Origin of the sequence: Streptomyces sp. NBC_01006 (assembly GCF_045162725.1) — a bacterium.
Lineage (GTDB): Bacteria > Actinomycetota > Actinomycetes > Streptomycetales > Streptomycetaceae > Streptomyces.
Genome location: NZ_CP108700.1, coordinates 4,182,279 through 4,207,609, shown reverse-complemented (window position 1 = coordinate 4,207,609; position 25,331 = coordinate 4,182,279). Strand labels below are relative to the sequence as shown.

At 69.3% G+C, this 25,331-nt stretch carries 24 protein-coding genes and 2 tRNA genes; 12 read left to right on the top strand and 14 right to left on the bottom strand.

The window, feature by feature from the left end:
* Nucleotides 1-7: 7 nt before the first annotated feature.
* The gene (locus OG509_RS19220; protein ID WP_406183676.1) at nt 8-532 is read left to right on the top strand and encodes a GNAT family N-acetyltransferase; all 525 of its coding nucleotides are present in this window, start codon (nt 8-10) and stop codon (nt 530-532) included.
* Nucleotides 533-614: 82 nt separating this feature from the next.
* Here the strand turns inward: OG509_RS19220 and OG509_RS19215 are convergent.
* Nucleotides 615-687: transfer RNA gene (locus tag OG509_RS19215), tRNA-Ala, on the bottom strand.
* Between the two features lie 164 nt (nt 688-851).
* Between OG509_RS19215 and OG509_RS19210 the strand changes: the two genes are divergently transcribed.
* Both OG509_RS19210 and OG509_RS19205 read left to right on the top strand, forming a co-directional pair.
* Nucleotides 852-1,400: a transcriptional regulator gene (locus tag OG509_RS19210; RefSeq protein WP_030292665.1), complete on the top strand. Its 549-nt coding sequence runs from the start codon at nt 852-854 to the stop codon at nt 1,398-1,400.
* 52 nt (nt 1,401-1,452) lie between these two features.
* Nucleotides 1,453-2,679: a serine/threonine-protein kinase gene (locus OG509_RS19205; RefSeq protein WP_406183675.1), complete on the top strand. Its 1,227-nt coding sequence runs from the start codon at nt 1,453-1,455 to the stop codon at nt 2,677-2,679.
* 39 nt (nt 2,680-2,718) lie between these two features.
* Here OG509_RS19205 and OG509_RS19200 read toward each other — a convergent pair whose 3' ends face one another.
* The 11 genes from OG509_RS19200 to dnaA form a co-directional block, all read right to left on the bottom strand.
* Nucleotides 2,719-4,026 carry a hypothetical protein gene (locus OG509_RS19200; protein WP_406183674.1) on the bottom strand — a complete coding sequence of 436 codons (1,308 nt, stop codon included), beginning with the start codon at nt 4,024-4,026 and terminating at the stop codon, nt 2,719-2,721.
* A gap of 121 nt (nt 4,027-4,147) precedes the next feature.
* On the bottom strand, nt 4,148-4,282 hold the full coding sequence (locus tag OG509_RS19195; protein WP_208809277.1) for a DLW-39 family protein: 135 nt from the start codon (nt 4,280-4,282) through the stop codon (nt 4,148-4,150).
* Between the two features lie 145 nt (nt 4,283-4,427).
* A tRNA-Ile gene (locus OG509_RS19190) sits at nt 4,428-4,501 on the bottom strand.
* 94 nt (nt 4,502-4,595) lie between these two features.
* Nucleotides 4,596-5,288 (bottom strand): DUF3566 domain-containing protein, encoded by a 693-nt coding sequence (locus OG509_RS19185; RefSeq protein WP_406183673.1) that lies wholly within the window; start codon nt 5,286-5,288, stop codon nt 4,596-4,598.
* Between the two features lie 3 nt (nt 5,289-5,291).
* The gene (gene gyrA / locus OG509_RS19180; protein ID WP_406183672.1) at nt 5,292-7,886 is read right to left on the bottom strand and encodes a DNA gyrase subunit A; all 2,595 of its coding nucleotides are present in this window, start codon (nt 7,884-7,886) and stop codon (nt 5,292-5,294) included.
* Between the two features lie 41 nt (nt 7,887-7,927).
* Nucleotides 7,928-9,988, bottom strand: coding sequence for a DNA topoisomerase (ATP-hydrolyzing) subunit B (gyrB, locus tag OG509_RS19175; protein WP_406183671.1), 2,061 nt, complete (start codon nt 9,986-9,988; stop codon nt 7,928-7,930).
* A 285-nt stretch (nt 9,989-10,273) separates the two neighbouring features.
* Nucleotides 10,274-10,831 (bottom strand): DUF721 domain-containing protein, encoded by a 558-nt coding sequence (locus tag OG509_RS19170; RefSeq protein WP_406183670.1) that lies wholly within the window; start codon nt 10,829-10,831, stop codon nt 10,274-10,276.
* A complete protein-coding gene (recF, locus tag OG509_RS19165; RefSeq protein WP_406183669.1) occupies nt 10,828-11,985 on the bottom strand; it encodes a DNA replication/repair protein RecF in 1,158 nt (385 codons plus the stop codon). Before recF ends, OG509_RS19170 begins: the two co-directional genes overlap by 4 nt.
* A gap of 94 nt (nt 11,986-12,079) precedes the next feature.
* Entirely contained in the window at nt 12,080-12,955 is an 876-nt protein-coding gene (gnd, locus tag OG509_RS19160) for a phosphogluconate dehydrogenase (NAD(+)-dependent, decarboxylating) (protein WP_406183668.1), read from the bottom strand.
* 253 nt (nt 12,956-13,208) lie between these two features.
* Nucleotides 13,209-14,339 carry a DNA polymerase III subunit beta gene (gene dnaN / locus OG509_RS19155; protein ID WP_030153167.1) on the bottom strand — a complete coding sequence of 377 codons (1,131 nt, stop codon included), beginning with the start codon at nt 14,337-14,339 and terminating at the stop codon, nt 13,209-13,211.
* Between the two features lie 896 nt (nt 14,340-15,235).
* Nucleotides 15,236-16,987, bottom strand: a complete 1,752-nt coding sequence (gene dnaA / locus OG509_RS19150) for a chromosomal replication initiator protein DnaA (protein ID WP_406183667.1) — start codon at nt 16,985-16,987, stop codon at nt 15,236-15,238.
* A 397-nt stretch (nt 16,988-17,384) separates the two neighbouring features.
* Between dnaA and rpmH the strand changes: the two genes are divergently transcribed.
* The 9 genes from rpmH (at nt 17,385) to OG509_RS19105 (ending at nt 23,851) form a co-directional block, all read left to right on the top strand.
* Nucleotides 17,385-17,522, top strand: a complete 138-nt coding sequence (gene rpmH, locus OG509_RS19145) for a 50S ribosomal protein L34 (protein ID WP_018547628.1) — start codon at nt 17,385-17,387, stop codon at nt 17,520-17,522.
* Between the two features lie 21 nt (nt 17,523-17,543).
* Entirely contained in the window at nt 17,544-17,918 is a 375-nt protein-coding gene (rnpA, locus tag OG509_RS19140) for a ribonuclease P protein component (RefSeq protein ID WP_078621799.1), read from the top strand.
* On the top strand, nt 17,915-18,196 hold the full coding sequence (yidD, locus tag OG509_RS19135) for a membrane protein insertion efficiency factor YidD (RefSeq protein WP_078613072.1): 282 nt from the start codon (nt 17,915-17,917) through the stop codon (nt 18,194-18,196). Before rnpA ends, yidD begins: the two co-directional genes overlap by 4 nt.
* A 3-nt stretch (nt 18,197-18,199) precedes the next feature.
* Nucleotides 18,200-19,303 (top strand): membrane protein insertase YidC, encoded by a 1,104-nt coding sequence (gene yidC, locus OG509_RS19130; protein ID WP_406183666.1) that lies wholly within the window; start codon nt 18,200-18,202, stop codon nt 19,301-19,303.
* Between the two features lie 15 nt (nt 19,304-19,318).
* Entirely contained in the window at nt 19,319-19,831 is a 513-nt protein-coding gene (locus tag OG509_RS19125) for a R3H domain-containing nucleic acid-binding protein (protein WP_030153171.1), read from the top strand.
* A 112-nt stretch (nt 19,832-19,943) separates the two neighbouring features.
* Nucleotides 19,944-20,684 (top strand): 16S rRNA (guanine(527)-N(7))-methyltransferase RsmG, encoded by a 741-nt coding sequence (rsmG, locus tag OG509_RS19120; protein WP_037835282.1) that lies wholly within the window; start codon nt 19,944-19,946, stop codon nt 20,682-20,684.
* Nucleotides 20,685-20,930: 246 nt separating this feature from the next.
* The gene (locus OG509_RS19115; RefSeq protein ID WP_406183665.1) at nt 20,931-22,016 is read left to right on the top strand and encodes an AAA family ATPase; all 1,086 of its coding nucleotides are present in this window, start codon (nt 20,931-20,933) and stop codon (nt 22,014-22,016) included.
* The gene (locus tag OG509_RS19110; protein ID WP_406183664.1) at nt 22,013-23,128 is read left to right on the top strand and encodes a ParB/RepB/Spo0J family partition protein; all 1,116 of its coding nucleotides are present in this window, start codon (nt 22,013-22,015) and stop codon (nt 23,126-23,128) included. Before OG509_RS19115 ends, OG509_RS19110 begins: the two co-directional genes overlap by 4 nt.
* A gap of 105 nt (nt 23,129-23,233) precedes the next feature.
* On the top strand, nt 23,234-23,851 hold the full coding sequence (locus OG509_RS19105; protein ID WP_385585731.1) for a GNAT family N-acetyltransferase: 618 nt from the start codon (nt 23,234-23,236) through the stop codon (nt 23,849-23,851).
* Between the two features lie 84 nt (nt 23,852-23,935).
* On the opposite strand, the gene trxA is transcribed toward OG509_RS19105, so the two are convergent.
* A complete protein-coding gene (trxA, locus tag OG509_RS19100; RefSeq protein ID WP_406183663.1) occupies nt 23,936-24,280 on the bottom strand; it encodes a thioredoxin in 345 nt (114 codons plus the stop codon).
* A gap of 53 nt (nt 24,281-24,333) precedes the next feature.
* On the bottom strand, nt 24,334-25,293 hold the full coding sequence (trxB, locus tag OG509_RS19095; RefSeq protein WP_359170007.1) for a thioredoxin-disulfide reductase: 960 nt from the start codon (nt 25,291-25,293) through the stop codon (nt 24,334-24,336).
* Nucleotides 25,294-25,331 lie beyond the last annotated feature (38 nt).

The following is a 25,331-nucleotide window of genomic DNA, read 5'->3' as shown; positions in this document are numbered from 1 at the left end:
TCGACGGATGCCCGAGCTCGTCCTCCCCTCCCCCCGCCTGCACGCCTCCTGGCTCGCCGCCCGCGAGGAATGGGGCCCCGACGCCCACATGGACGGCGCCGGACTCGGCTCGGAGGACGACGTGGACAGTCCCGAGGGCTTCGCCGCCTGGACGGAGCGGCTGCGCGGGTACGGGGACCGGACCCGCCCCGTCGAGCAGGGCCGCGTGCACGCCACGTACTGGTGGATCGCCGAGGACGACACCTATCTGGGTGCCATCGACCTGCGCCACTACCTGAACGGCTTCCTCCTCGACGCCGGCGGCCACATCGGCTACGGCATCCGGCCCTCCGCGCGCCGCCGCGGCCTGGCCGGCTGGGCCCTCCGCGCGGTCCTGTACGAGGCCCGGCTCCTGGGGATGGACCGGGTACTCCTGACGTGCGACCCCGGCAACACGGGGTCGGTGCGCACGATCGAGCGGTCCGGCGGCGTCCTGGAGGACGTACGCGACACCCTCGTGGGCCCCAAGCGCCGGTACTGGATCGACCTCTAGCCGGGGCGCCGACGCGCGCACCACACCACGCAAAGAGGCCACCTGACCTGCGTTTCCGCTGGTCAGGTGGCCTCTGGTGCTGTGGAGCTTAGGAGATTCGAACTCCTGACATCTGCCTTGCAAAGGCAGCGCTCTACCAACTGAGCTAAAGCCCCGAAAAGATGGACGCGACCGCCTCCCGTGAAGGTGTGGCCGTTCCGCAGAACAGAGTACCGGGTGTACCCCCGCATCTCGCAAAATTATGGGGGCTCCCGCCACGCGACCACGCTCCGTAAGATGCTCGCGAGGTTCGCACCAGCGAAGTAGGGGAGTAGTAAGAGTGGACGCTGTTCAGCAAGAGGCCACGGCCAGAGCCAGAGAGCTTCAGCGCAGTTGGTACGGGGAGCCGCTGGGCGCTCTCTTCCGCCGGCTCATAGATGACCTCGGCTTGAACCAGGCCCGCCTCGCTGCCGTCCTCGGACTGTCGGCGCCCATGCTGTCCCAGCTGATGAGCGGCCAGCGGGCCAAGATCGGGAACCCGGCCGTGGTGCAGCGCGTACAGGCCCTCCAGGATCTCGCGGGCCAGGTGGCGGACGGAAGCGTCAGCGCGGCCGAGGCCACCGACCGGATGGACGAGATCAAGAAGACCCAGGGAGGCTCCGTCCTCAGCAACAGCGGGCAGACCACGACCAGTTCGGGCGCGCCCACCGTCAAGCGCGTCGTCCGCGAGATCCAGTCGCTGCTGCGCTCGGTCTCCGCGGCCGGCGACATCATCGACGCGGCCGACTCCCTCGCCCCCAGCCATCCCGAACTGGCAGAGTTCCTCCGGGTCTACGGCGCGGGCCGCACCGCCGACGCGGTCGCCCACTACGAGTCCCACCAGAACTGACGCGGGAACGCACGCACGAGACGCACGCACGAGACGGGGGACGGGCGCAGCGATGGGTGAGATCTTCGCCGGTCGGTACGAGCTGATCGATCCGATCGGACGCGGTGGCGCGGGCGCCGTGTGGCGGGCCTGGGACCACCGGCGCCGCCGGTACGTCGCCGCCAAGGTGCTCCGGCAGAGCGACGCCCACACCCTGCTGCGGTTCGTCCGCGAGCAGGCCCTGCGCATCGACCACCCGCACGTGCTGGCCCCCGCCAGCTGGGCGGCGGACGACGACAAGGTCCTGTTCACGATGGACCTCGTCGCAGGCGGCTCCCTCGCCCACGTGATCGGGGACTACGGCCCGCTGCCGCCCCGTTTCGTGTGCGCGCTGCTCGACCAGCTCCTGTCGGGGCTGGCGGCGGTGCACGCGGAGGGCGTCGTCCACCGCGACATCAAGCCCGCCAACATCCTGATGGAGGCCACCGGATCCGGACGGCCGCACCTGCGGCTGTCCGACTTCGGCATCTCGATGCGCAAGGGCGAGCCGCGCCTCACCGAGACCGACTACGTGGTCGGCACCCCCGGCTACTTCGCCCCGGAACAACTGCTCGGCTCCGAACCCGACTTCCCCGCCGACCTCTTCGCCGTCGGGCTGGTCGCCCTCTACCTCCTACGGGGCAGCAAGCCCGATTCCCGGGCCCTGGTCGAGCACTTCCTCGCCCACGGCACCCCAGGCGCCCCCGAGGGCGTTCCGGCGCCGCTCTGGGACGTCATCGCGAACCTCCTCCAGCCGGACCCCCACAGCCGTTTCAAGACCGCCACAGGGGCCCGCAAGGCCCTTGCCGAGGCCGTGGAGCTGCTCCCGCAGCCCGCGCCGGGCGAGGACCCGGTGGAGGTGTTCGACCAACTCGGCCCGCTCCCCGCCGGTTTCGGGCCCCAGGGGCCGCAGAGCACGGCCGCGGTGACCCCCGAGTCGCCGACCGCGGCGGGGGTCCCGGCGCAGGCACAGGCGGCCGCGGCTGCGCCCGTGCCGGCCACCCCGGCGGGGTTCGGGCCGCCGCCGCCGGCCGGGGTGTTCGGGCCCTCGGAGACGGGGAGCTTCCACCTCCCGCCGCCGGTGCGCTCCGATGCCCCGGGCGCCCCCGGCACGACCGCCGCCACCGCCGTCGCCACCCCGTACGCGGCGCCCCCGCGGTCCGGCCGGATCGGCCCGCCGTCGGCGAAGGCCGCCGCCGGGATCCTCACCGCGGCACTGCTCTGCTTCGCCGTGGGCGTCTGGGCGCTGACCCGGATCTGATCCGGACCGGACCCGGATCCGATCCGGATCCGGTTCGCCTTACGCGGTCCGCCCGTGACGCCGGCCCAGCAGGAACCATCCGCCGAGTACGAGCAGCAGTACGGTCCCGGTGCCGAAGCCCGCACCGGCCACCACCCGCATCACCGAGCGCCCGTCGGCCGCCGCCGCGGCCTCGGGGGCGGTGAGCCCGTCCCTGGCGGCCGCCCGTTCGTCCGCGCCGACCCCGAACCCGGCCGCGGTCAGGCTCTCCTTGTACGCGGGCCCCTTGGCCGGGCCGCCGGTCACGTCCATGCGCAGCGTCAGCGGGACCGGGCTCGCGTCCTCCGTGAACTCGCCGACCTTCGCGCCCAGGGTCACCGCGATGTAGTACCAGCCCGCCAGCCGGACCCCCCGTACCTCGCCGGTGTCCGAGAAGCGGTTCTCGTACGCCACCGGCGCCGTCTTCGGCAGGGTGACGCCCGCCTGCTTGCCGGCGTACGGGATGTCCTTGTCCTCGACCAGGCCCCGGTACGGGCTGTACAGCGCGACACTGAGCCCGCCCGAGGCCGACCCGTACGACTTGGTCATCCTGGCGCCGGCGAGCTCGGCGCTGAGCCCCAGCTGCTGTCCCCAGTCGAGCGGGACCCGGTAGAAGCGGGTCTGCCCGGGCCGCAGGTCGTCCCGCCAGACCCCGCTGCCCAGCGCCCGGGCGTCGTTGAAGCCGGTGCCCCCGCTGCGCGCCACCGGCTCGCTGCCGGGCAGCGTCGGCGAGGCCGAGGGCCAGACGCTGGGCGCGGTGGTGGGGGTGCTGCCGGCGGCGAGGCCGGGCTCGCGCTGGAGCAGCAGTTCCACCGGCCACGCGCCCGGGTCGGAGTCCTTGGCGGCGGTGCGGGTGACCTTCGCGAAGTAGACACCGGCGCCCTGGCATTCGGCGTCCTCCGCCAGCCGCCGGACCCCGACCGCGCCGAGGGGGACCGGGTCGTAGCCGAAGCCCGCCCGGCCGGGGTTGTTCGGGCAGCGCCCGCCCTCCTTGGTCATGATCTCGACCTCCAGGCCGTCGCCGTAGCCGACCTTGGCGCCGCGCGGGGGCTGGAGAACGGCCGAGAAGTAGGCGCTGGAGGCGTCGTCGAGATTCAGCCGGTAGACGCGCTCGCCCGGCCCGATGGTGTCCGCGTAGGCCTGCCCGGCCGCCACGAGCGGGGCGTCCGCGCTGCTGGGACTGCCCTCGATCCTCTTGGCGCCCTCGGCGCCCTGATACCCCGCCGCCGGCTGCGGAGGCGCCGTGGCGGCCTGCACCGCCCCCGGAAGGCCCCCGGCCAGCGCCAGGGCCGCCGCCCCCACCAGCACCGTCGTCCGTACCCGCCCCATCACGCCACCCCGATTTTGCTAGCGCAAGCCAAATCTTTGCAGAACGTAATTTTTCGTCACAGAACAGCACAAAGCCCCGGCCGCAGCGGCAGCCGGGGCTTCATGAGATCAGCTTTCGGTCTCACACACCGGAACCAGAGGGCACGGAGTCAGTTGCCTCCGTCCACAGGTCCTGCTCGGCGCGGTCCGCCTGGATCTGGCGGTACACGAGGAGCCCGCCGATGGCGGCCAGTGCGACCAGGAGCAGCTTCTTCACCGCGCGACCTCGTCTTTCATTGACGTTGGGGACTTCTGACGGCCAACAATACACACGCACCGATACCGTTCGGTGACCTGGGAAGCCCTCAACTGACCCTACGAAGAAGACCCCCAGGCCGGGGGCCTGGGGGTCTTCTTCACTGTGGGGCTAACAGGATTTGAACCTGTGGCCTCATCCTTATCAGGGATGCGCTCTAACCAACTGAGCTATAGCCCCATCCGCGCTGCGCGCTGACTCCTGAAGATTAGCGCACAGACACGGTCCCGCCAAAATCCGTTCCCCGGGGCAGTCCCCGCAGGTCAATCAGCGGTCATTCGTCCTCGGCGAGCGTGAGCTCCACACCGCCGACGAAGCCCGCCGACAAGTTGTAGATGAACGCGCCCAGCGTCGCCAGCGCCGTCGCCAGCACCACGTCGATGACCGCGATCACCGACGTGAAGATCAGAACGCGCGGCAGCGACAGGAACGACTGGAGGTCGAAGCCGTTGCTCTCGTTCGACCCGGTCGCCTCGCTGATGGTGCCGCCGACGGTCGAGAAGACGCCCATGGCGTCCATGACCATCCACAGCACCGCCGCCGCCACGATCGTGCACACGCCCAGCGCGATCGACAGCAGGAAGCTGACCTTCATCACCGACCAGGGGTCGGCCTTGGCCACCCGCAGCCGCGCCTTGCGCGTCCTGGGCGTCGTACGGGCCCCCGTACGCGGCTTGCGCTGCGCAGCGGCGTCCCCGGCGCCCCGCGGCGCGCCCGGGGCCGTGGGCGCCGCGTACGCCTGCGGCGGGTGGTACGGCTGCTCCGTCGGCCGGCCGGCCGGCGCGGCGGCCGGCGCCGCCGGCGCGGGCGCCGGGGCGGCCTTCTCCTGCTTCGGCTTGCGGGTGTCCGTCACGGTCCTCCCCTTGACCTCGGCGGACTCGGCGCCCCCGTCCGGGGAGTCCGCGGCGGGGCCACGGGTACCGTCCTCCCCAGTCTTGGCCGGTCCGGCGCCCGTGGCTCCACTCACGACTTACTCCTCGTGCTCCCCGGCCGAGGGCTGCGTGCCCTCGGCGGCCTCGGCGGCCTGTCCTTCGGCTGTCTCGGTCTCCTCGACCTCGTCAGCATCCTGACCGGCCTCGGCGTTACGAGCGATACCGACCACGGCATCGCGCTTGCCCAGGTTGATCAGCTGGACGCCCATGGTGTCACGGCCGGTCTCCCTGACTTCGTTGACTCGCGTACGAATCACACCACCGCCGAGCGTGATGGCGAGAATCTCGTCCGTCTCGTCGACGACGAGCGCCCCGACGAGCGATCCGCGGTCCTCCACGATCTTGGCGGCCTTGATGCCCAGACCGCCACGGCCCTGGACGCGGTACTCGTCGACCGGCGTCCGCTTGGCGTAGCCGCCGTCGGTCGCGGTGAAGACGAACGTACCCGGCCTCACCACGCTCATGGAGAGCAGTTCGTCACCTTCGCGGAAACTCATGCCCTTCACGCCCGAGGTGGCGCGGCCCATCGGGCGCAGCGCGTCGTCGGTCGCCGTGAAGCGGATCGACTGCGCCTTCTTGCTGATCAGCAGCAGGTCGTCCTCGGCGGACACCAGCTCGGCGCCGATCAGCTCGTCGTCGCCACCGTCCTCCGTCTCGCGGAGGTTGATCGCGATGACACCACCCGAACGGGGCGAGTCGTAGTCCTTGAGCGCAGTCTTCTTCACCAGGCCGCCCTTGGTGGCCAGGATCAGGTACGGGGCGGCCTCGTAGTCGCGGATCGCGAGGATCTGGGCGATCTTCTCGTCCGGCTGGAAGGCCAGCAGGTTCGCCACGTGCTGCCCGCGGGCGTCGCGGCCGGCGTCCGGCAGCTCGTACGCCTTGGAGCGGTAGACCCGGCCCTTGTTCGTGAAGAACAGCAGCCAGTGGTGCGTCGTGGACACGAAGAAGTGGTCGACCAGGTCGTCCTGCTTCAGCTTCGTGCCGCGTACGCCCTTGCCGCCGCGCTTCTGCGAGCGGTAGTCCTCGGTCTTGGTGCGCTTGACGTAGCCGCCGTGGGTGATCGTGACGACGATGTCCTCTTCGGCGATCAGGTCCTCCATGGACATGTCGCCGTCGAAGGGGACCAGCTTGGAGCGCCGGTCGTCGCCGAACTTCTCGACGAGGGCCGCGAGCTCCTCGCTGACGATCGAGCGCTGCTTCTCCGGCGAGGCCAGGATCGCGTTGTACTCGTTGATCTTCGCCTGGAGCTCGTCGTGCTCGGCGACGATCTTCTGCCGCTCCAGGGCCGCCAGGCGCCGCAGCTGCATCTCCAGGATCGCGTTGGCCTGGATCTCGTCGATCTCCAGCAGGCCCATCAGGCCCTCGCGCGCGATCTCGACGGTGTTGCTCCGCCGGATCAGCGCGATGACCTCGTCGATCGCGTCCAGCGCCTTGAGCAGGCCGCGCAGGATGTGCGCCCGCTCCTCCGCCTTGCGCAGGCGGAACTTCGTACGCCGGACGATGACCTCGATCTGGTGCTGCACCCAGTGACGGATGAACGCGTCGACCGACAGCGTGCGCGGCACGCCGTCCACGAGCGCCAGCATGTTCGCGCCGAAGTTCGTCTGGAGGTCGGTGTGCTTGTACAGGTTGTTCAGCACGACCTTGGCGACGGCGTCGCGCTTGAGCACGATCACCAGGCGCTGGCCCGTCCGCGACGAGGTCTCGTCGCGCACGTCGGCGATGCCGCCGATCTTGCCGTCCTTCACCAGGTCGGCGATCTTCTGCGCCAGGTTGTCCGGGTTCGTCTGGTACGGAAGCTCCGTGACCACCAGGCACTGGCGGTTCTGGATCTCCTCGACCTCGACCACCGCGCGCATCGTGATCGAGCCGCGCCCGGTCCGGTACGCCTCCTCGATGCCCTTGCGGCCCACGACCAGCGCGCCCGACGGGAAGTCGGGGCCCTTGATCCGCTCCAGGAGCGCGTCCAGCAGCTCCTCGTGCGAGGCGTCCGGGTGCTCCAGCGCCCACTGGGCGCCGGCCGCGACCTCGCGCAGGTTGTGCGGCGGGATGTTGGTGGCCATGCCGACCGCGATACCGGCGCTGCCGTTGACCAGCAGGTTCGGGAAGCGGGCCGGCAGGACGGTCGGCTCCTGGTTGCGGCCGTCGTAGTTGTCCGTGAAGTCGACGGTCTCCTCGTCGATGTCCCGGAGCATCTCCATGGCCAGCGGCATCAGCTTGCACTCGGTGTAGCGCATCGCGGCCGCCGGGTCGTTGCCCGGGGAGCCGAAGTTGCCGTTGCTGTCCACGAGCGGCATGCGCATCGACCACGGCTGGGCCAGGCGGACCAGGGCGTCGTAGATCGAGCTGTCGCCGTGCGGGTGGTACGTACCCATGACGTCACCGACGACGCGGGCGCACTTGTAGAAGCCCTTCTCGGGCCGGTAGCCGCCGTCGTACATCGCGTACAGCACGCGGCGGTGGACCGGCTTGAGGCCGTCCCGTACGTCGGGCAGCGCGCGCGAGACGATGACGGACATCGCGTAGTCGAGGTAGGAGCGCTGCATCTCCGTCTCAAGCCCGACGGGCTCGATGCGCAGCACGGGCTGCTCCTCCGCGGGATTCTCTGCGGTGGGGGTGGTTTCGTCGGCCATTGCTGGTCAGAAGTCCTTTCAGGCGGTCAGCGGAGGCCGACTCAGATGTCGAGGAACCGAACGTCCTTGGCGTTGCGCTGGATGAAGGAGCGCCGGGCTTCGACGTCCTCACCCATGAGCACCGAGAACAGGTCGTCGGCCTGGGCCGCGTCGTCGAGGGTGACCTGGCCGAGCACGCGGTGGTCCACGTCCATGGTCGTGACGCGCAGCTCCTCGGCGTTCATCTCGCCCAGACCCTTGAAGCGCTGGATCGAGTCTTCCCTGATCCGCTTGCCGTTCTGCTTGCCCAGTTCGACCAGGGCGTCGCGCTCGCGGTCCGAGTACGCGTACTCGAAGTCGTCCCGGCCCCACTTGATCTTGTAGAGCGGCGGGCGCGACAGGTACACGTGCCCGGCCTCGACCAGCGGCCGCATGAAGCGGAACAGGAAGGTCAGCAGCAGGGTGTTGATGTGCTGGCCGTCGACGTCGGCGTCCGCCATCAGGATGATCTTGTGATAGCGGAGCTTGGCGATGTCGAAGTCCTCGTGCACACCGGTACCGAAGGCACTGATCAGCGCCTGGACCTCGGTGTTCTGGAGGATCTTGTCGATACGGGCCTTCTCGACGTTCAGGATCTTGCCGCGGATCGGCAGGATGGCCTGGTACATCGGGTTGCGGCCGGACTTCGCGGAGCCGCCGGCCGAGTCACCCTCGACGATGAAGATCTCGCACTTGGTCGGGTCGTTCGACTGGCAGTCCGACAGCTTGCCCGGCAGCGAGGCGCTCTCCAGCAGGCCCTTGCGGCGGGTCAGATCGCGGGCCTTGCGGGCCGCGACGCGGGCCGTGGCCGCCTGGATCGACTTGCGGATGATGTCCGCGGCCTCGACCGGGTTGCGGTCGAACCAGTCGTTGAGGTGCTCGTGGACGACCTTCTGCACGAAGGTCTTGGCCTCCGTGTTGCCCAGCTTGGTCTTCGTCTGGCCCTCGAACTGCGGCTCGCCCAGCTTGACCGAGATGATGGCCGTCAGACCCTCGCGGATGTCCTCGCCGGCGAGGTTGTCGTCCTTCTCGCGGAGCAGCTTCTTGTCGCGCGCGTAACGGTTCACCAGACCCGTCAGCGCGGCCCGGAAGCCCTCCTCGTGCGTACCGCCCTCGTGCGTGTGGATCGTGTTCGCGAAGGAGTACACGCCCTCCGTGTACTGCGAGTTCCACTGCATCGCGATCTCGACCGAGAGCATGCGCTCCTTGTCCTCGGCCTCGACGTCGATGACGGTCGGGTGGATGAGCTCGCCCTTGCGCGAGTTCAGGTACTTCACGAAGTCGACGATGCCGCCCTCGTAGTGGTACTTGACCGTGCGCGCCTGGGGCTCCTCGGCCTCGGCCTCGGCGGAGTCCGCGCCGACGGTCGCCTTCGCCGACTCGCGCTCGTCGGTCAGCGTCAGGGTCAGGCCCTTGTTGAGGAAGGCCATCTCCTGGAAACGGCGCGAGAGCGTCTCGAAGGAGTACTCGGTCGTCTCGAAGATGTCGCCGTCGGCCCAGAAGGTCACGGACGTGCCGTGCTCGTCGGTCTCCTCGTTCTGCGCGAGGGCCGCCGTCGGGACACCGAGCTTGTAGTCCTGGGTCCAGCGGTAGCCGTCGGTCTTGACCTCGACCGCCACCTTCGTGGACAGGGCGTTCACGACGGACACACCCACACCGTGCAGACCGCCGGAGACGGCGTAGCCGCCACCGCCGAACTTGCCGCCCGCGTGCAGGACCGTCAGTACGACCTCGACCGCCGGCTTCCCCTCGGACGGCACGATGCCGACCGGGATGCCACGGCCGTTGTCGATGACCCGCACACCGCCGTCGGCGAGGATCGTGACGTCGATGGTGTCCGCGTGCCCGGCCAGGGCCTCGTCGACCGAGTTGTCCACCACCTCGTACACGAGGTGGTGCAGCCCGCGCTCACCGGTCGAGCCGATGTACATGCCTGGCCGCTTGCGGACCGCGTCCAGGCCCTCGAGGACCTGGATCGCACTGGCGTCGTACGAGGCGGTGACCTCGCCGTTCTCGCCGGCTGTGGACTGGTTGTCGTTGGGGTTGCCGGAATCGGCCACGAAGCGCCCTTTCTGGCACAGCACAGGCCGTACTCCGGGCCAGCAGGCATGCAAGCAGGAGCGGCTGCGTCGATCTGCGTTGTCAGCGTTTGTCAGCGAGATCCCGCCCGAGGGCGGGATTCGCTTCAGTCTACCGGTACCACGGACATGAATGGGGGTTTGCCGGTACCTGAGTCCGCATGTGCCGCCCTGAACCTCCTCTCTCCGACTCCCCATATCCGGGAAGGGGCTCAAAGAGGCTCACGCGGGCGTCCAGCGCTTCGGCCTGTCAACCTCCCGCTACCGTGAGGGACGCCACGCGATCCGGGGCTATCCGTACGTGTCCCCCGGACCCGTACTGCCCGGCGCGCGCAGCGGTCCGTACCGCTTCGGGCGCCCGCCCGGGCCCTGGACCTTGATCATCCGGACGGTGCCCTGGCCCAGGTCCGCGTTGAGCCGCGCCACCAGCTGCGGGGCCAGCAGCTTGAGCTGCGCCGCCCAGGCAGAGGAATCACAGCGCACGACCAGTTCACGGTCCTCGTACCGGTCCGGTTCACAGTGCGCCGCGATCTCCGGCCCGACGATCTCCGGCCAGCGCTCCATCACGCCCGCGACCGCCATCGGCATCTCCCAGCCGCGCTCGGTGCGCAGCCGGTCCAGCGCCGCCATCAGCGGCATCGGGTCGCGGCCGTCCGCGCGGGCGCCCGAGCGCAGGCCGGGGCGGTACTTGTTCTTCCCTCCGGCCGCGTTGCCCCGGGCCCGCGCCTGCTCGCGGGCCGCGGCCAGTGCCTGCCGGGCGAGGTCCACGCCCGAGGGCTCGGGGACCTTGCGGGGTTCCGTCGTACGAGGCTCCGTCGTACGGGGTTCCTGCTCGTCGCCGCCGCTCACAGCCGGGTCACCTCACCGCCGGACACCCCGAACCGGGTCCCCGCCAGCACCCCCGGAACGTCGTCGTCCACCGCCGCCGTCACCAGCACCTGCTCGCCCGGGGCCACCAGCTCCGCGAGCCGCTCCCGGCGCCGCGCGTCCAGCTCGGCGAACACGTCGTCCAGGATCAGCACCGGCTCGGCGCCCTCCGAGCGCAGCAGCTCGTACGAGGCCAGCCGCAGCGCCAGCGCGTACGACCAGGACTCGCCGTGGCTGGCGTACCCCTTCGCAGGGAGGTCGCCCAGGCGCAGCAGCACGTCGTCGCGGTGCGGGCCCACCAGGGTCACGCCGCGCTCGATCTCCTGCTTGCGCACCTCGGCCAGGGCGGCGAGCAGCACCTCGTACAGGGCTTCGCGGGTCCGGGCCCCGCCGCCTTCCACGCCTTCCACGGCGTCCCCGGCCTCGCCGGCGGCCGAGGACTTGTACGCGAGCCCCAGCGGGCCGCCGCCGGGCGCCAGCTGCTCGTACGCCTTGTCCGCGAGCGGCAGCAGCGTCGCGATCAGGTCGAGGCGCTGCGCCAGCAGCTCCGCGCCCGCGCGCGCGAGGTGCTGGTCCCACACGTCGAGGGTGGAGAGGTCCATGGAGCGGCCGCCGTGCCGCCGGGCCATCGCCGCCGACTTCAGCAGGGTGTTGCGCTGCTTGAGCACCCGCTCGTAGTCCGACCGGACCCCCGCCATCCGCGGCGAGCGGGCCGTGACGAGCTCGTCGAGGAACCGCCGGCGCTCCCCGGGGTCCCCCTTCACCAGCGCCAGGTCCTCCGGCGCGAACAGCACCGTCCGTACGATCCCCAGCACGTCCCGGGGCCTGACCTGCGAGGACCGGTTGATGCGGGCGCGGTTGGCTCGCCCCGGGTTCAGCTCCAGCTCGACCAGCTGCTGGCGCGCGCCGTGGGTGACGGCCGCCCGGATGACGGCGCGGTCCGCGCCCATCCGGACCAGCGGGGCGTCCGAGGAGACGCGGTGGCTGCCGAGCGTGGCCAGGTAGCCGATGGCCTCGACCAGGTTCGTCTTGCCCTGGCCGTTGGGGCCCACGAAAGCCGTGACGCCCGGGTCGAGGGGGACCTCGGCCCGGGCGTACGAGCGGAAGTCGGCCAGTGAGAGATGCGAAACATGCATACGGCGCCGACCTCCCCCGGCTTCCTGCTGCTCTGCTCTGTGCTTCTGTGTACCGCCATGTGCCCCTGTGGAGCAGCTGTGGAGCGGCTGTGGACTAGACCTTCTCGACCGCGTGGCCACCGAACTGGTTGCGCAGCGCGGCGATCATCTTCATCTGCGGCGAGTCGTCCTGGCGGGACGCGAACCGCGCGAAGAGCGAGGCGGTGATCGCGGGCAGCGGCACGGCGTTGTCGATCGCCGCCTCCACCGTCCACCGGCCCTCGCCCGAGTCCTGCGCGAATCCGCGCAGCTGCTCCAGGTGCTCGTCCTGGTCGAGGGCGTTCACGGCCAGGTCCAGCAGCCAGGAGCGGATGACGGTGCCCTCCTGCCAGGAGCGGAAGACCTCGCGGACGTCGGTGACCGAGTCCACCTTCTCCAGGAGCTCCCAGCCCTCGGCGTAAGCCTGCATCATGGCGTACTCGATGCCGTTGTGGACCATCTTCGCGAAGTGGCCCGCGCCGACCTTGCCGGCGTGCACGGCGCCGAACTCGCCCTCGGGCTTGAGGGCGTCGAAGATCGGCTGGACGCGTGCGACGTGGTCCTTTTCGCCGCCGTACATGAGCGCGTAGCCGTTCTCCAGGCCCCACACGCCGCCGGAGACACCGCAGTCGACGAAGCCGATGCCCTTGGCGGCCAGCTCGGCGGCGTGCTTCTCGTCGTCGGTCCAGCGCGAGTTGCCGCCGTCGACGACGACGTCGCCGATCGAGAGCAGCTCGGCGAGTTCGTCGACGGTGGACTGCGTCGCCGCACCTGCCGGGACCATCACCCACACGACGCGGGGGGCCTGCAGGCTGTCCACAAGTTCCCGCAGGCTGTGGACATCGGCAAGGTCCGGGTTGCGGTCGTATCCGATGACGGTGTGGCCTGCGCGGCGGATGCGCTCGCGCATGTTGCCGCCCATCTTGCCGAGACCGACGAGACCAAGCTCCATCAGGTGGTTCCTTAAGCGTTGTGGCCGTCTGTGCCGGGTTCCCCTGAATCACCGGGGGCACACCCAGGCTCCGAGCCTACGCCGGGCGCTGCCGCGGGGCGCCACGGGCGCTCCAAGGACGGCCGTACGAGGCGCCGGACGGCTGTGCGGCCGACTCGTCGTACGGGTTCTGCGTAAGGGCTGTGCGTACGGGGGGCGAACGCCGTCGGGCCCGGCCCCGCGCCTGCGAGACCGGGCCCGACGTAAGCGTGCGTCAGCCGGACAGACGCACCGGCATGATCAGGTACTTGTACGCCTCGTCCGCCTCGGCGTCGACCGCCGGACGGCCGCTCAGCAGCGCCGGCTTGGTGGACGTGGTGAAGCTCAGCTGCGCGGCCGGCGAGTCGATCGCGCTCAGGCCGTCCAGCAGGAAGGTCGGGTTGAAGGCGATCGAGATGTCGTCGCCCTCAAGCTTGGCGTCCACACGTTCCACAGCCTGTGCATCGTCGGAGGAGCCGGCCTCCAGGATCAGCACGCCCTGCTCGAAGCTGAGGCGGACCGGGGTGTTGCGCTCGGCGACCAGGGCCACGCGCTTGACGGCCTCGACGAACGGGGCGGTCTCGATGACGGCGATGGAGTTGAACTCCGTCGGGAACAGCGTGCGGTACTTCGGCAGGTCGCCTTCGAGCAGGCGGGTGGTGGTGCGGCGGCCGGCGCCCTCGAAACCGATGAGGCCCTCGCCCGCGCCGGAGCCGGACAGCGCCAGGGTGACGGTGTCACCGCTGGTCAGGGACTTGGCGGTGTCCAGGAGCGTCTTCGCGGGCACCAGGGCCACGGCGGAGGCGTCCGGGTTCTCCGGCTTCCACAGGAACTCGCGGACCGCGAAGCGGTAGCGGTCGGTGGAGGCCAGGGTGACGCGGTCGCCCTCGATCTCGATGCGGACACCGGTCAGCACGGGCAGCGTGTCGTCGCGGCCGGCGGCGATGGCGACCTGGGCGGCGGCGGAGGCGAAGACCTCACCGGGCACCGTGCCGGTCGCGGTCGGCATCTGCGGCAGCGCCGGGTATTCCTCCACAGGCAGGGTGTGGAGTGTGAATCGCGAGGAGCCGCAGACCACGGTCGCCCGTACACCGTCTGTGGAAATCTCCACCGGGCGGTTGGGGAGGGCGCGGCAGATGTCGGCGAGCAGCCGGCCGGAGACGAGGACGGTGCCGTCCTCCTCGACGTCCGCCTCGACGGAGACGCGGGCCGAGACCTCGTAGTCGAAGCCGGAGAGGGACAGCGTGCCCTCCTCGGCCTTCAGCAGCAGGCCCGCGAGAACGGGCACCGGCGGCCGGGCCGGGAGGCTACGGGCAGCCCAGGCCACCGCCTCCGCGAGTACGTCGCGCTCCACCCGGATCTTCACCGGAACCGCCTCCTGCTGTTGCTCGCTCGTCTGCCGGCCTTCGTTCTCGGCCCGATGCCTCGATGCCCTCGATGGCTCGGAGCCTCGGTGCCGGGCACCAGTCTGACGTACGGCGCCGACAGTCGGTGCTGCCGGAGGTCAAGTCGGGAGCGAGGTGTCGGGGAGGCGTCCCCACCGAGTTGTGCACAGGACCCGCTTGAAAACCGAAACCGGGCTAACTCTCTATGGGGGTAGTAGTAGGGCCTGTGGAAACGGTGGATAAGCCCGTTCTCGCAGGTCAACCCGCGTTTTTTATCCACCGACCCTGTGGGTGACACCGGTGGACAACCCCGTGTCTCTGTGGAGAACAAAAACTTCTGCACAGGCCATCCCCAGGTGACCCCGACTACTCCACAGGTGTGTCCCCAGGTTTCCCCCAGTACTCCACAGCCCAAACGTCGACTTCCGTGTGACGGCTTTCACTCCGGGTGGTGACGGGAGGTGGAACGTTGCCGAACAGTGGACAGCGGTGTGGGTAACTCGTCGGATCCTGTGCACAGAGTGCGGGAACCTGTGGGTCGGCGGTGGACAGAGGAGTGGACGACCCTGTGGACGAAAGTTCTGTCCACAGCCTGTGGATGACGCTTGCGCACAAATCCACAGGGGGCTGACCAGTGCTGATGGTGCCTCATCCCGCAGCCCTGTGGACAAATTGTGGGTGACGGAAGCAGTCCCCAGCCTGTGGACGGAAGAAAGTCGGGAAATCTGTGGATGAGTTGCTCCACAGGGGGCGTATTCGAACAGACCAGGGGCGCGCGGACGAAGAAGGGCGCCCCCGAAGTACCCCGGGAGCGCCCTCTGGAAGCGTTTGAAGAGGCTCAGCCGGGCCCGCCGGCCCGGCTGAAGAGGCCCCTGGCTCAGCCGTTCTTGATGCGGTTGGTGAGCTCGGTGACCTGGTTGTAGATGGACCGCCGCTCCGCCATCAGGGCCCGGATCTTGCGGTCCGCGTGCATGACCGTGGTGTGGTCGCGGCCGCCGAACTGCGCCCCGATCTTGGGCAGGGACAGGTCCGTGAGCTCCCGGCACAGGTACATGGCGATCTGCCGGGCGGTGACCAGGACGCGGCTGCGCGAGGAACCGCACAGGTCGTCCACGGTGAGGCCGAAGTAGTCCGCGGTGGCCGCCATGATGTCCGTGGCCGTGATCTCGGGGGCGGAGTCCTCACCGCCGGGGATCAGGTTCTTGAGGACGTCCTCGGTCAGGCCCAGGTCGACCGGCTGCCGGTTCAGGCTCGCGAAGGCCGTGACCCGGATCAGCGCCCCCTCCAGCTCGCGGATGTTGCGCGAGATGCGGGAGGCGATGAACTCCAGTACCTCCGGCGGGGCGTTGAGCTGCTCCTGTACGGCCTTCTTGCGCAGGATCGCGATACGGGTCTCCAGCTCGGGCGGCTGGACGTCGGTGATCAGGCCCCACTCGAAGCGGTTACGGAGCCGGTCCTCCAGGGTGACGAGCTGCTTGGGCGGCCGGTCGGAGGACAGCACGATCTGCTTGTTGGCGTTGTGGAGCGTATTGAAGGTGTGGAAGAACTCCTCCTGCGTCGACTCCTTGCTCGCGAGGAACTGGATGTCGTCGACGAGCAGGATGTCCATCTCGCGGTAGCGCTTGCGGAACGCGTCGCCCTTGCCGTCGCGGATCGAGTTGATGAACTCGTTGGTGAACTCCTCGGAGCTCACGTACCGCACCCGGGTGCCGGGGTACAGGCTCCGCGCGTAGTGCCCGATGGCGTGCAGAAGATGCGTTTTGCCAAGGCCCGATTCCCCGTAGATGAAGAGGGGGTTGTACGCCTTGGCGGGCGCCTCGGCGACGGCCACCGCGGCGGCGTGCGCGAAGCGGTTGGACGCGCCGATGACGAACGTGTCGAACAGGTACTTGGGGTTGAGCCGGGCGGTCGGCTCCAGCGGGCCCGAGGTCGAGCCGCCCGACGGGGACGGGGGCGGCGCGGGCCGGCCGGGCGCCGGGCGCGGGGCCGGCTGCTCGTACTGCTGCTGCTCGTACTGGTGGGACTGGTGGGACTGCTGGGTCTGGCGGGGCTCGTACTGCTGCTGCTCGTACTGCTGCTGGTCGAAGGAGCCCTGCTCGTACCCGCCGGAGTCGGACTGCTGGAGGTAGCCCGGCTGCGGGGAGGCGTACGGATCGCGCTCGGGGAAGCCGCCGAGGCGCGGCTGCTGCCAGCCGTAGTCGTCCTGCTGGCCGCCGCGGGGCCAGGAGCCGGGCTCGGGGCGCGACTGCTGGTAGTCCGGGTAGGCGGGGCGGGCGGTCGGGAGCTGGTCGTCGGAGGGTCCGCCGGCGCCGTTGTGGCCGCCGCCGCGCGGGCCGCCGTACGGCTCGTACGGCTCGGGGCGCTGCTGGGGGGATGCGGGCAGGGGCGCGGGCTCGCCGGCGGAGTCGTCCACGGTGATCGCGATACGGATGGGTCGGCCGCACTCACGGCTGAGCGCATCGCTGATCAGCGGGGCGAGCCGGCCCTCCAGGACGCGCTTGCCGTATTCGTTGGGGACGGCGAGCAGCGCGGTGTCGGCGACGAGGGCCAGGGGCTGGCAGCGCTCGACCCACTGCTTGTCCTTGGGCTCGATCGACTGCTGTCCCTCCCCGAGGAGCTTCTCGAGCACCCTTGGCCACACTGCGGCAAGATCGGCAGGTACGTCAGCCACAGAGCACGCTCTCTCACAGGGGTCCCACGAATGTGTGGTTCTTTGGGACGGTCGGGACAAAAAATCCGGGATCAGACAACGGTAGTCAGGCCGACGGGTACGGTTCAAGTCGTTGTCCACAGCCTGTGCACAGTGTGGGGGCACGTCGCCTCGGTTTGACCGGATGGCGTAGCCGCGCGTACCGTAACGAGGTCGAGTTGTCGATGGCTGCTGCCGCCTGCCTACCGATGGGCGAAGATCACCTTTTGTGATCGTTTAGCGGTGCCACTCGGGCGAACACGCGAGTTTCCTCGTGGGCGCACGGTGACAGCCAGGCGATGTCCCGCCACAACGATTCATTCTCTGGAGCCCCCGAGTGAGCAAGCGCACCTTCCAGCCGAACAACCGCCGTCGTGCCAAGACCCACGGCTTCCGTCTCCGGATGCGTACCCGTGCCGGTCGCGCGATCCTGGCGAACCGCCGTAGCAAGGGCCGCGCCGCCCTCTCCGCGTAACAACGCGCAGGTCGTGACGTCGTGCTGTCTCCCGAAAATCGGCTGAGGCGGCGTGAGGACTTCGCGAGCGCGGTACGCCGAGGCAGGCGGGCAGGTCGCCCGCTCCTCGTCGTCCACCTACGTACAAGCGGTGCAACGGACCCGCACGAGCCGGGGGAGATCGATCCCTCGACGCGTGCGGGTTTCGTCGTCAGCAAGGCCGTGGGTGGCGCCGTCGTCCGTAACCGGGTGAAGCGCCGTTTGCGCCATCTTGTCCGCGAGCGGCTCTCCCAGCTGCCCGCCGGTAGCCTGGTGGTGGTGCGGGCATTGCCCGGAGCGGGTGACGCCGGTGCCGACGAACTGGCCCGGGACCTGGATGCCGCTCTGACGCGGCTCCTGGGAGGCGTGGCTCGATGAAGTACCCGCTGCTCGCATTGATCAAGCTGTACCAGTGGACGATCAGTCCGCTGCTCGGGCCGGTGTGCCGTTATTACCCCTCGTGCTCGCACTACGGGTTCACGGCCATCGACCGGCATGGTGCGGTGAAGGGGACGGTTCTGACCGGCTGGCGGATCCTGCGGTGCAATCCGTGGTCCGCCGGTGGTGTCGATCACGTCCCACCCCGTAAACGCCCGCGTTGGCACGAGCAGCTGCGCAGTGCGTTGCGTAGATCTCGCAATGCTCAAGGAGCCTGATTAGTGGACACGATTGCCAGTCTGTTCAGCTTTATCACCACGCCCGTGTCGTGGGTCATCGTCCAGTTCCACAGCTTGTACGGTGCGATCTTCGGCCCGGACAGCGGCTGGGCCTGGGGCCTGTCCATCGTGTCCCTGGTGGTCTTGATCCGCATCTGCTTGATCCCGCTCTTCGTGAAGCAGATCAAAGCGACGCGTGGCATGCAGGCGCTCCAGCCGAAGATGAAGGCGATCCAGGAGCGCTACAAGAACGACAAGCAGCGCCAGTCCGAAGAGATGATGAAGCTGTACAAGGAGACGGGTACCAACCCGCTCTCCTCGTGCCTTCCGATCCTGGCGCAGTCCCCGTTCTTCTTCGCGCTGTACCACGTGCTCTCGGCCATCGCCAACGGTCAGACGATCGGTGTCATCAACCAGTCGCTGCTGGAGAGCGCGCGTCAGGCGCACATCTTCGGCGCCCCGCTGGCGGCGAAGTTCACGGACAGCGCCGAGAAGGCCGCCTCCCTGGGCGCCTCGATCACGGATGTCCGCATCGTGACCGCGGTCATGATCGTCATGATGTCGCTGTCGCAGTTCTACACCCAGCGCCAGCTCATGCAGAAGAACGTCGACCTCTCGGTCAAGACGCCGTTCATGCAGCAGCAGAAGATGCTGATGTACATCTTCCCGCTGATCTTCGCCGTCATGGGCATCAACTTCCCCGTGGGTGTTCTCGTCTACTGGCTGACCACGAACGTGTGGACCATGGGCCAGCAGATGTACGTGATCAACCAGAACCCGACCCCGGGAAGCAAGGCTCAGGACCAGTACCTGACCCGTCTGCTGAAGCACGTCAGCACGCACGGAGACGTCAAGGGCCGGGGCAAGAAGAAGATCGTCGCGGCGATCGTGGCCAAGGGCCCGGACCGCAACGACAACGAGCGCAAGTTCATCACGGCTCTCACGAAGCAGGGACTGGCTGCGCAGGCGGACGGGTCTGTGATCAAGAGTGCCGAGGCCACGGCCGACGCGGACGCGGCGAGCGGCGGTGCCGCCAAGCGGCAGCAGCCGAAGCGGCAGACGAAGTCGCAGCGCCAGACGCCCCCCAAGCCCTCTTCCAAGAAGTAAGAAGGAGTCCCTCCCGTGACGGAAGGCACCACCACCGCCGCCGCTGAGAGTGGCGACACCCTGACCCGCCTTGAGCAGGAGGGTGAGATCGCGGCCGACTACCTGGAAGGTCTGCTGGACATCGCCGACCTGGACGGGGACATCGACATGGACGTCGAGGCCGACCGGGCCGCGGTGTCGATCGTCAGTGACTCTGCCAGCCGTGATCTCCAGAAGCTCGTGGGGCGCGACGGTGAGGTCCTGGAGGCTCTGCAGGAGCTGACCCGCCTCGCCGTGCACCGCGAGACCGGGGACCGCAGCCGGCTGATGCTGGACATCGCGGGCTTCCGTGCGAAGAAGCGCGAGGAGCTGGCGGCGCTCGGTGCCCAGGCGGCGGCGGACGTGAAGGCGTCGGGTGAGCCGCTGAAGCTGGCGCCGATGACGCCCTTCGAGCGCAAGGTCGTCCACGACGCCGTGGCGGCTGCCGGTCTGAAGAGCGAGTCGGAGGGCGAGGAGCCGCAGCGCTTCGTCGTCGTGCTCCCGGCCTGACCGCAAGCCTGAGTGTTCGGCCCCGTCTGTGTCGCAGACGGGGCCGAAGTTTGTCAGCCTGGCAGTGCCGGCCTGGGCGGTGCCAGTTCGAGCAGTGCGTTTTCAACGATCCATGCGGTACGGAAGGACGGTCCCCGTGACGGAGGCAGCGGAGCTTCCCCCGGCGCCTGAAGAGGCGCGCGCGGTGTTCGGCGAGTTTTTCCCGGAAGCTGTGCGGTATGCGGAGCTGCTGGCGGACGCGGGGGTCAAGCGCGGCCTGATCGGCCCGCGTGAGGTGCCGCGCCTGTGGGAGCGGCACCTGCTGAACTGTGCGGTGCTCTCGGAGGTGGTGCCCGAGGGCGTCACCGTCTGCGATGTCGGTTCGGGCGCCGGCCTGCCCGGCATTCCGCTGGCTCTGGTGCGGCGGGATCTGAAGATCACGCTGCTGGAGCCTCTGCTGCGGCGGACGACCTTCTTGCAGGAGGCCGTGGAGCTGCTGGGCCTGGACCATGTCACGGTGGTGCGCGGCCGGGCCGAGGAGATGCTGGGCAAGGTGCAGCCGGTGCACGTGGTGACTGCGCGAGCCGTGGCTCCGCTGGACCGGCTGGCGGGCTGGGGCGTGCCCCTGCTGCGTCCGTACGGGGAGATGCTGGCGCTCAAGGGCGACACCGCCGAGGAAGAGCTGGTGGCGGCGAAGACCGCACTGGCGAAGCTCGGTGTGGTGAAGACCTCGGTGCTGCAGGTGGGCGAGGGCGTGGTGGATCCCCTGTCCACCGTCGTGCGGGTCGAGGTCGGAGAAAGCCCCGGCGGGGTGAGGTTCGCGGCCAAGCGGGCTAAGGCCGCTCGTACCAGCCGGACCCGTCGGCGTCGCTGATTTCCGGGGCATTGAGCCCTATAGGTATGGATTTCGGAGTGTCGTAGCGGCCCGAAGACCCTGGCTGGGCAGTGTCCGGGCATCGTGTTTCACGTGAAACGTCGCTCTCTGCTGCACGGAATCATCAGCCGCGGTCGTGCGGCTGCGTCCCCTCGTCACCGTAAGGGCGAAGGGGGGACGGAGTTGTCCACAACGGTGGATTCATCCACAGGAGTACGGGCCCCGCTGGTTCGCGACCCGGGTGTCATGGCAGGCTCTGTTCATCGCGAGCCTGAAGTCGAGGAGAGTGACACCGTGCGGTCCGACGCCAACCTCGCGGGGCCGATGGCCGACCCGGTCCCCGGTCCCCGCTCTGAATCAGCGAGCGACGATGTTTCACGTGAAACATCGTCGCCCCTTGTAGACAATGACACGCCCATCGGCCGTGCCGCCCAGCTGGCGGTCGAGGCGCTGGGGCGCGCTGGTGAGGGGCTACCCCGCCCGGCGCAGACGCGGGTCATCGTGGTCGCCAACCAGAAGGGCGGCGTGGGCAAAACCACGACGACCGTGAACCTGGCGGCCTCGCTGGCCCTGCACGGTGCGCGGGTCCTGGTGGTCGACCTCGACCCGCAGGGCAACGCGTCCACGGCGCTCGGGATCGACCACCACGCGGATGTGCCCTCGATCTACGACGTGCTCGTGGACAGCCGGCCGCTGCTGGAGGTCGTCCAGCCGGTGGTGGACGTGGAGGGGCTCTTCTGTGCTCCGGCCACGATCGACCTGGCGGGTGCGGAGATCGAGCTGGTGTCTCTGGTGGCTCGCGAGAGCCGGCTCCAGCGGGCCATCCAGGCGTACGAGCAGCCGCTGGACTACATCCTGATCGACTGTCCGCCCTCGCTGGGGCTGCTGACGGTGAACGCCCTGGTGGCCGGCGCAGAGGTGCTGATCCCGATCCAGTGCGAGTACTACGCACTGGAGGGTCTGGGCCAGCTGCTGCGCAACGTCGACCTGGTACGGGCCCACCTGAACCCGACGCTGCACGTGTCGACGATCCTGCTGACGATGTACGACGGCAGGACCCGCCTGGCCTCGCAGGTGGCGGAGGAGGTGCGCACCCACTTCGGCAAGGAGGTGCTCCGCACGAGCATCCCGCGTTCGGTGCGCATTTCCGAGGCGCCGAGTTACGGCCAGACGGTGCTCACCTACGATCCGGGTTCGAGTGGTTCTCTTTCCTACCTGGAAGCTGCGCGAGAGATCGCGCTGCGGGGGGCCGGAATTTCGTACGACGCCCAGCACGCCCATCTGGGCGCGGGCATGAACAGCACGCAGAGTGTGGCGGAGGGGATCCAGTGAGTGAGCGACGTAGGGGTCTGGGGCGGGGGCTCGGCGCGCTGATCCCCGCCGCTCCCCAGGAGAAGACGCCGCCGGTGATCGGTGCCGGCTCGACGTCTCCGTCGGCGGTGCCGATGTTGCCTTCGGAACGCGGGGTCGCGGCGGCGAAGCTGGCTTCGCTGGCGCAGGCCGATGCGCAGGCCGATGTTTCACGTGAAACATCGCTTGCGGCGATGACTGCGGTTGCGGTGGCGGATGAGCCGGATGCGGTGGAGCCCGAGGCCAATGTGGTGGCCGGGGCGACGTTCGCCGAGCTCCCGATGGACTCGATCACGCCGAACCCGCGGCAGCCCCGTGAGGTGTTCGACGAGGACGCGCTGGCGGAGCTGGTCACCTCCATCCAGGAGGTGGGTCTGCTCCAGCCGGTGGTGGTGCGGCAGTCGGCTCCGGGCCGCTACGAGCTCATCATGGGCGAGCGTCGCTGGCGGGCCTGCCGGGAGGCCGGTCTGGAGCGGATTCCGGCGATCATCCGGGCGACGGACGACGAGAAGCTGCTGCTGGACGCGCTGCTGGAAAACCTGCACCGGGCGCAGCTGAACCCCCTGGAGGAGGCGGCCGCGTACGACCAGCTGCTCCAGGACTTCAATTGCACGCACGACCAGCTGGCGGACCGGATCGGGCGTTCGCGTCCGCAGGTGTCCAACACGCTGCGCCTGCTGAAGCTCTCGCCGCCGGTTCAGCGCCGGGTGGCCGCGGGTGTGCTGTCCGCCGGACATGCGCGAGCCCTGCTGTCGGTGGAGCACTCCGAGGCCCAGGACAAGCTGGCGCACCGGATCGTGGCCGAGGGCCTGTCGGTGCGTGCGGTCGAGGAGATCGTCTCGCTGATGGGCTCGGAGCCTGACGGCCCCGTGAAGCCGAAGGGTCCGCGGGCCGGCGCCCGGGTGGCTCCCGCGCTCAGTGAACTGGCGACGCGGCTGTCGGACCGGTTCGAGACGCGCGTGAAGGTGGATCTGGGCCAGAAGAAGGGCAAGATCACCGTCGAGTTCGCCTCGATGGAGGATCTGGAGCGGATTCTGGGGACATTGGCGCCGGGCGAGGGCCGGGTGTTGGAGCAGGGTCTGTCCGGGGAGTGACTCCCCGGCCGCCGAGGGGCGGATCGTGCCGGTGTGAACCGGCGCGGTCCGCCCCTTTGCCTTGTTGCGGTTTCGCCTGATTCGGGCTGTGGATACGATGCGCTCATGGGGCGTCGGTTGGTACCACTCACGCTGGACAACCTTCAGGACCTACCTCGGCGTTGCCGGTCCTGTGTGTTCTGGGAGTTGGATCCCGTCAGCGGTGAGGCCGCCGTGAAGGCGGGGACTCCGGCGCTGGAGAAGGAGGCGTGGATCTCCGCCGTCCTGCTGGAATGGGGTTCGTGCGGACGCGTGGTCTACGTGGACGAGATCCCGGTGGGATTCGTGCTGTACGCGCCGCCGGCGTACGTACCGCGGGCCACGGCCTTCCCGACGAGTCCGGTCTCCCCGGATGCGGTCCAGCTGATCACGGCGTGGATCATGCCGGGCTATCAGGGTCAGGGTCTGGGGCGGGTGATGGTCCAGACGGTGGCCAAGGACCTGCTGAGGCGCGGGTTCCGGGCGATCGAGGCGTTCGGGGACGCGCGCTGGGAGGGCCCGGCATGCCTGCTGCCGGCGGACCACCTGCTGGCCGTGGGCTTCAAGACGGTGCGGCCGCATCCCGTCCACCCGCGACTGCGGCTGGAGCTGCGCTCGACGCTCTCGTGGAAGGAAGACGTGGAGCTCGCGCTGGACCGGTTGCTCGGTGCGGCACGCAAGGAACCCGCGCTGCGCCCGCTGTGATGTGCGAACGGGGCCGCCCCTCAAGGGGGCGGCCCCGTTTCACGTGAAACATTCCCGGCGGCAGCCGGGTGGAGCTTCCAACCGTCAGACGGTCGGCTTGATGGTCACGAAGCCATCGAGGTCACGCAGGATGGCGGCCTTCGGCTTGGCACCCACGATGGTCTTGACGACCTCGCCGCCCTGGTAGACGTTCAGGGTCGGGATGGACATGACGCCGTACTTGGCGGCCGTGTCCGGGTTCTGGTCGATGTTGAGCTTGACGATCTCGATCTCGTCGCCGTACTCGGCCGCGATGGCCTCCAGGGACGGGGCGATCTGGCGGCACGGGCCGCACCATTCGGCCCAGAAGTCCACCAGGACAGGCTTGTCGCTGCTGAGGACCTCGGCGTCGAAGTCGGCGTCGGTCACGTTCTTGAGGGTGCCGGCCACTGCGGCCTCCTAATTCTTGCTGCGGGGTGTGGGGTGTGGGGATGGGCGAGGGGTCAGACCGTGGCGTGCGCCTTCTCGGCGTCCGCGAGGGCGGAGAGGAAGCGCTCGGCGTCCAGGGCAGCGGAGCAGCCGGTGCCCGCGGCGGTGATGGCCTGACGGTACGTGTGGTCCACGACGTCGCCTGCGCCGAACACGCCGGTGAGGTTGGTGCGCGTCGAGGGGGCTTCGACCTTGAGGTAGCCCTCCTCGTCGAGCTCCAGCTGGTCCTTGAACAGCTCGGTGCGCGGGTCGTGGCCGACGGCGATGAAGAGGCCCGTCACGGGGAGCTCGGAGGTCTCACCGGTCTTGGTGTTGCGCAGGGTCAGACCGGAGAGCTTCTGCTCGCCGTGGATCTCGGCGACCTCGCTGTCCCAGGCGAACTTGATCTTCGGGTCGGCGAAGGCGCGGTCCTGCATGGCCTTGGAGGCACGCAGGCTGTCACGGCGGTGCACGATGGTGACGGACTTGGCGAAGCGCGAGAGGAAGGTGGCCTCCTCGATCGCGGTGTCGCCACCGCCGACGACGGCGATGTCCTGGTCCTTGAAGAAGAACCCGTCACAGGTGGCGCACCAGGAGACACCGCGGCCGGACAGCGCGTCCTCGTTGGGGAGCCCGAGCTTGCGGTGCTGGGAGCCGGTGGTGACGATCACGGCCTTGGCGCGGTGCACGGTGCCGGCGGTGTCGGTGACGGTCTTGATGTCACCGGTGAGGTCCACGGACACGACGTCGTCGGGGACGAGCTCGGCGCCGAAGCGCTCGGCCTGGCCGCGCATGTTGTCCATGAGGTCCGGACCCATGATGCCGTCCTGGAAGCCGGGGAAGTTCTCGACCTCGGTGGTGTTCATCAGCGCGCCACCGGCAGTGACCGCGCCTTCGAAGACCAGCGGCTTGAGCGAAGCGCGTGCGGTGTACAGGGCGGCGGTGTAGCCGGCCGGCCCGGAACCGATGATGATCACGTTTCGTACGTCGCTCACGGGTTTCTTCCTCGTCTCTGTGGACTGCACGCTGCTTG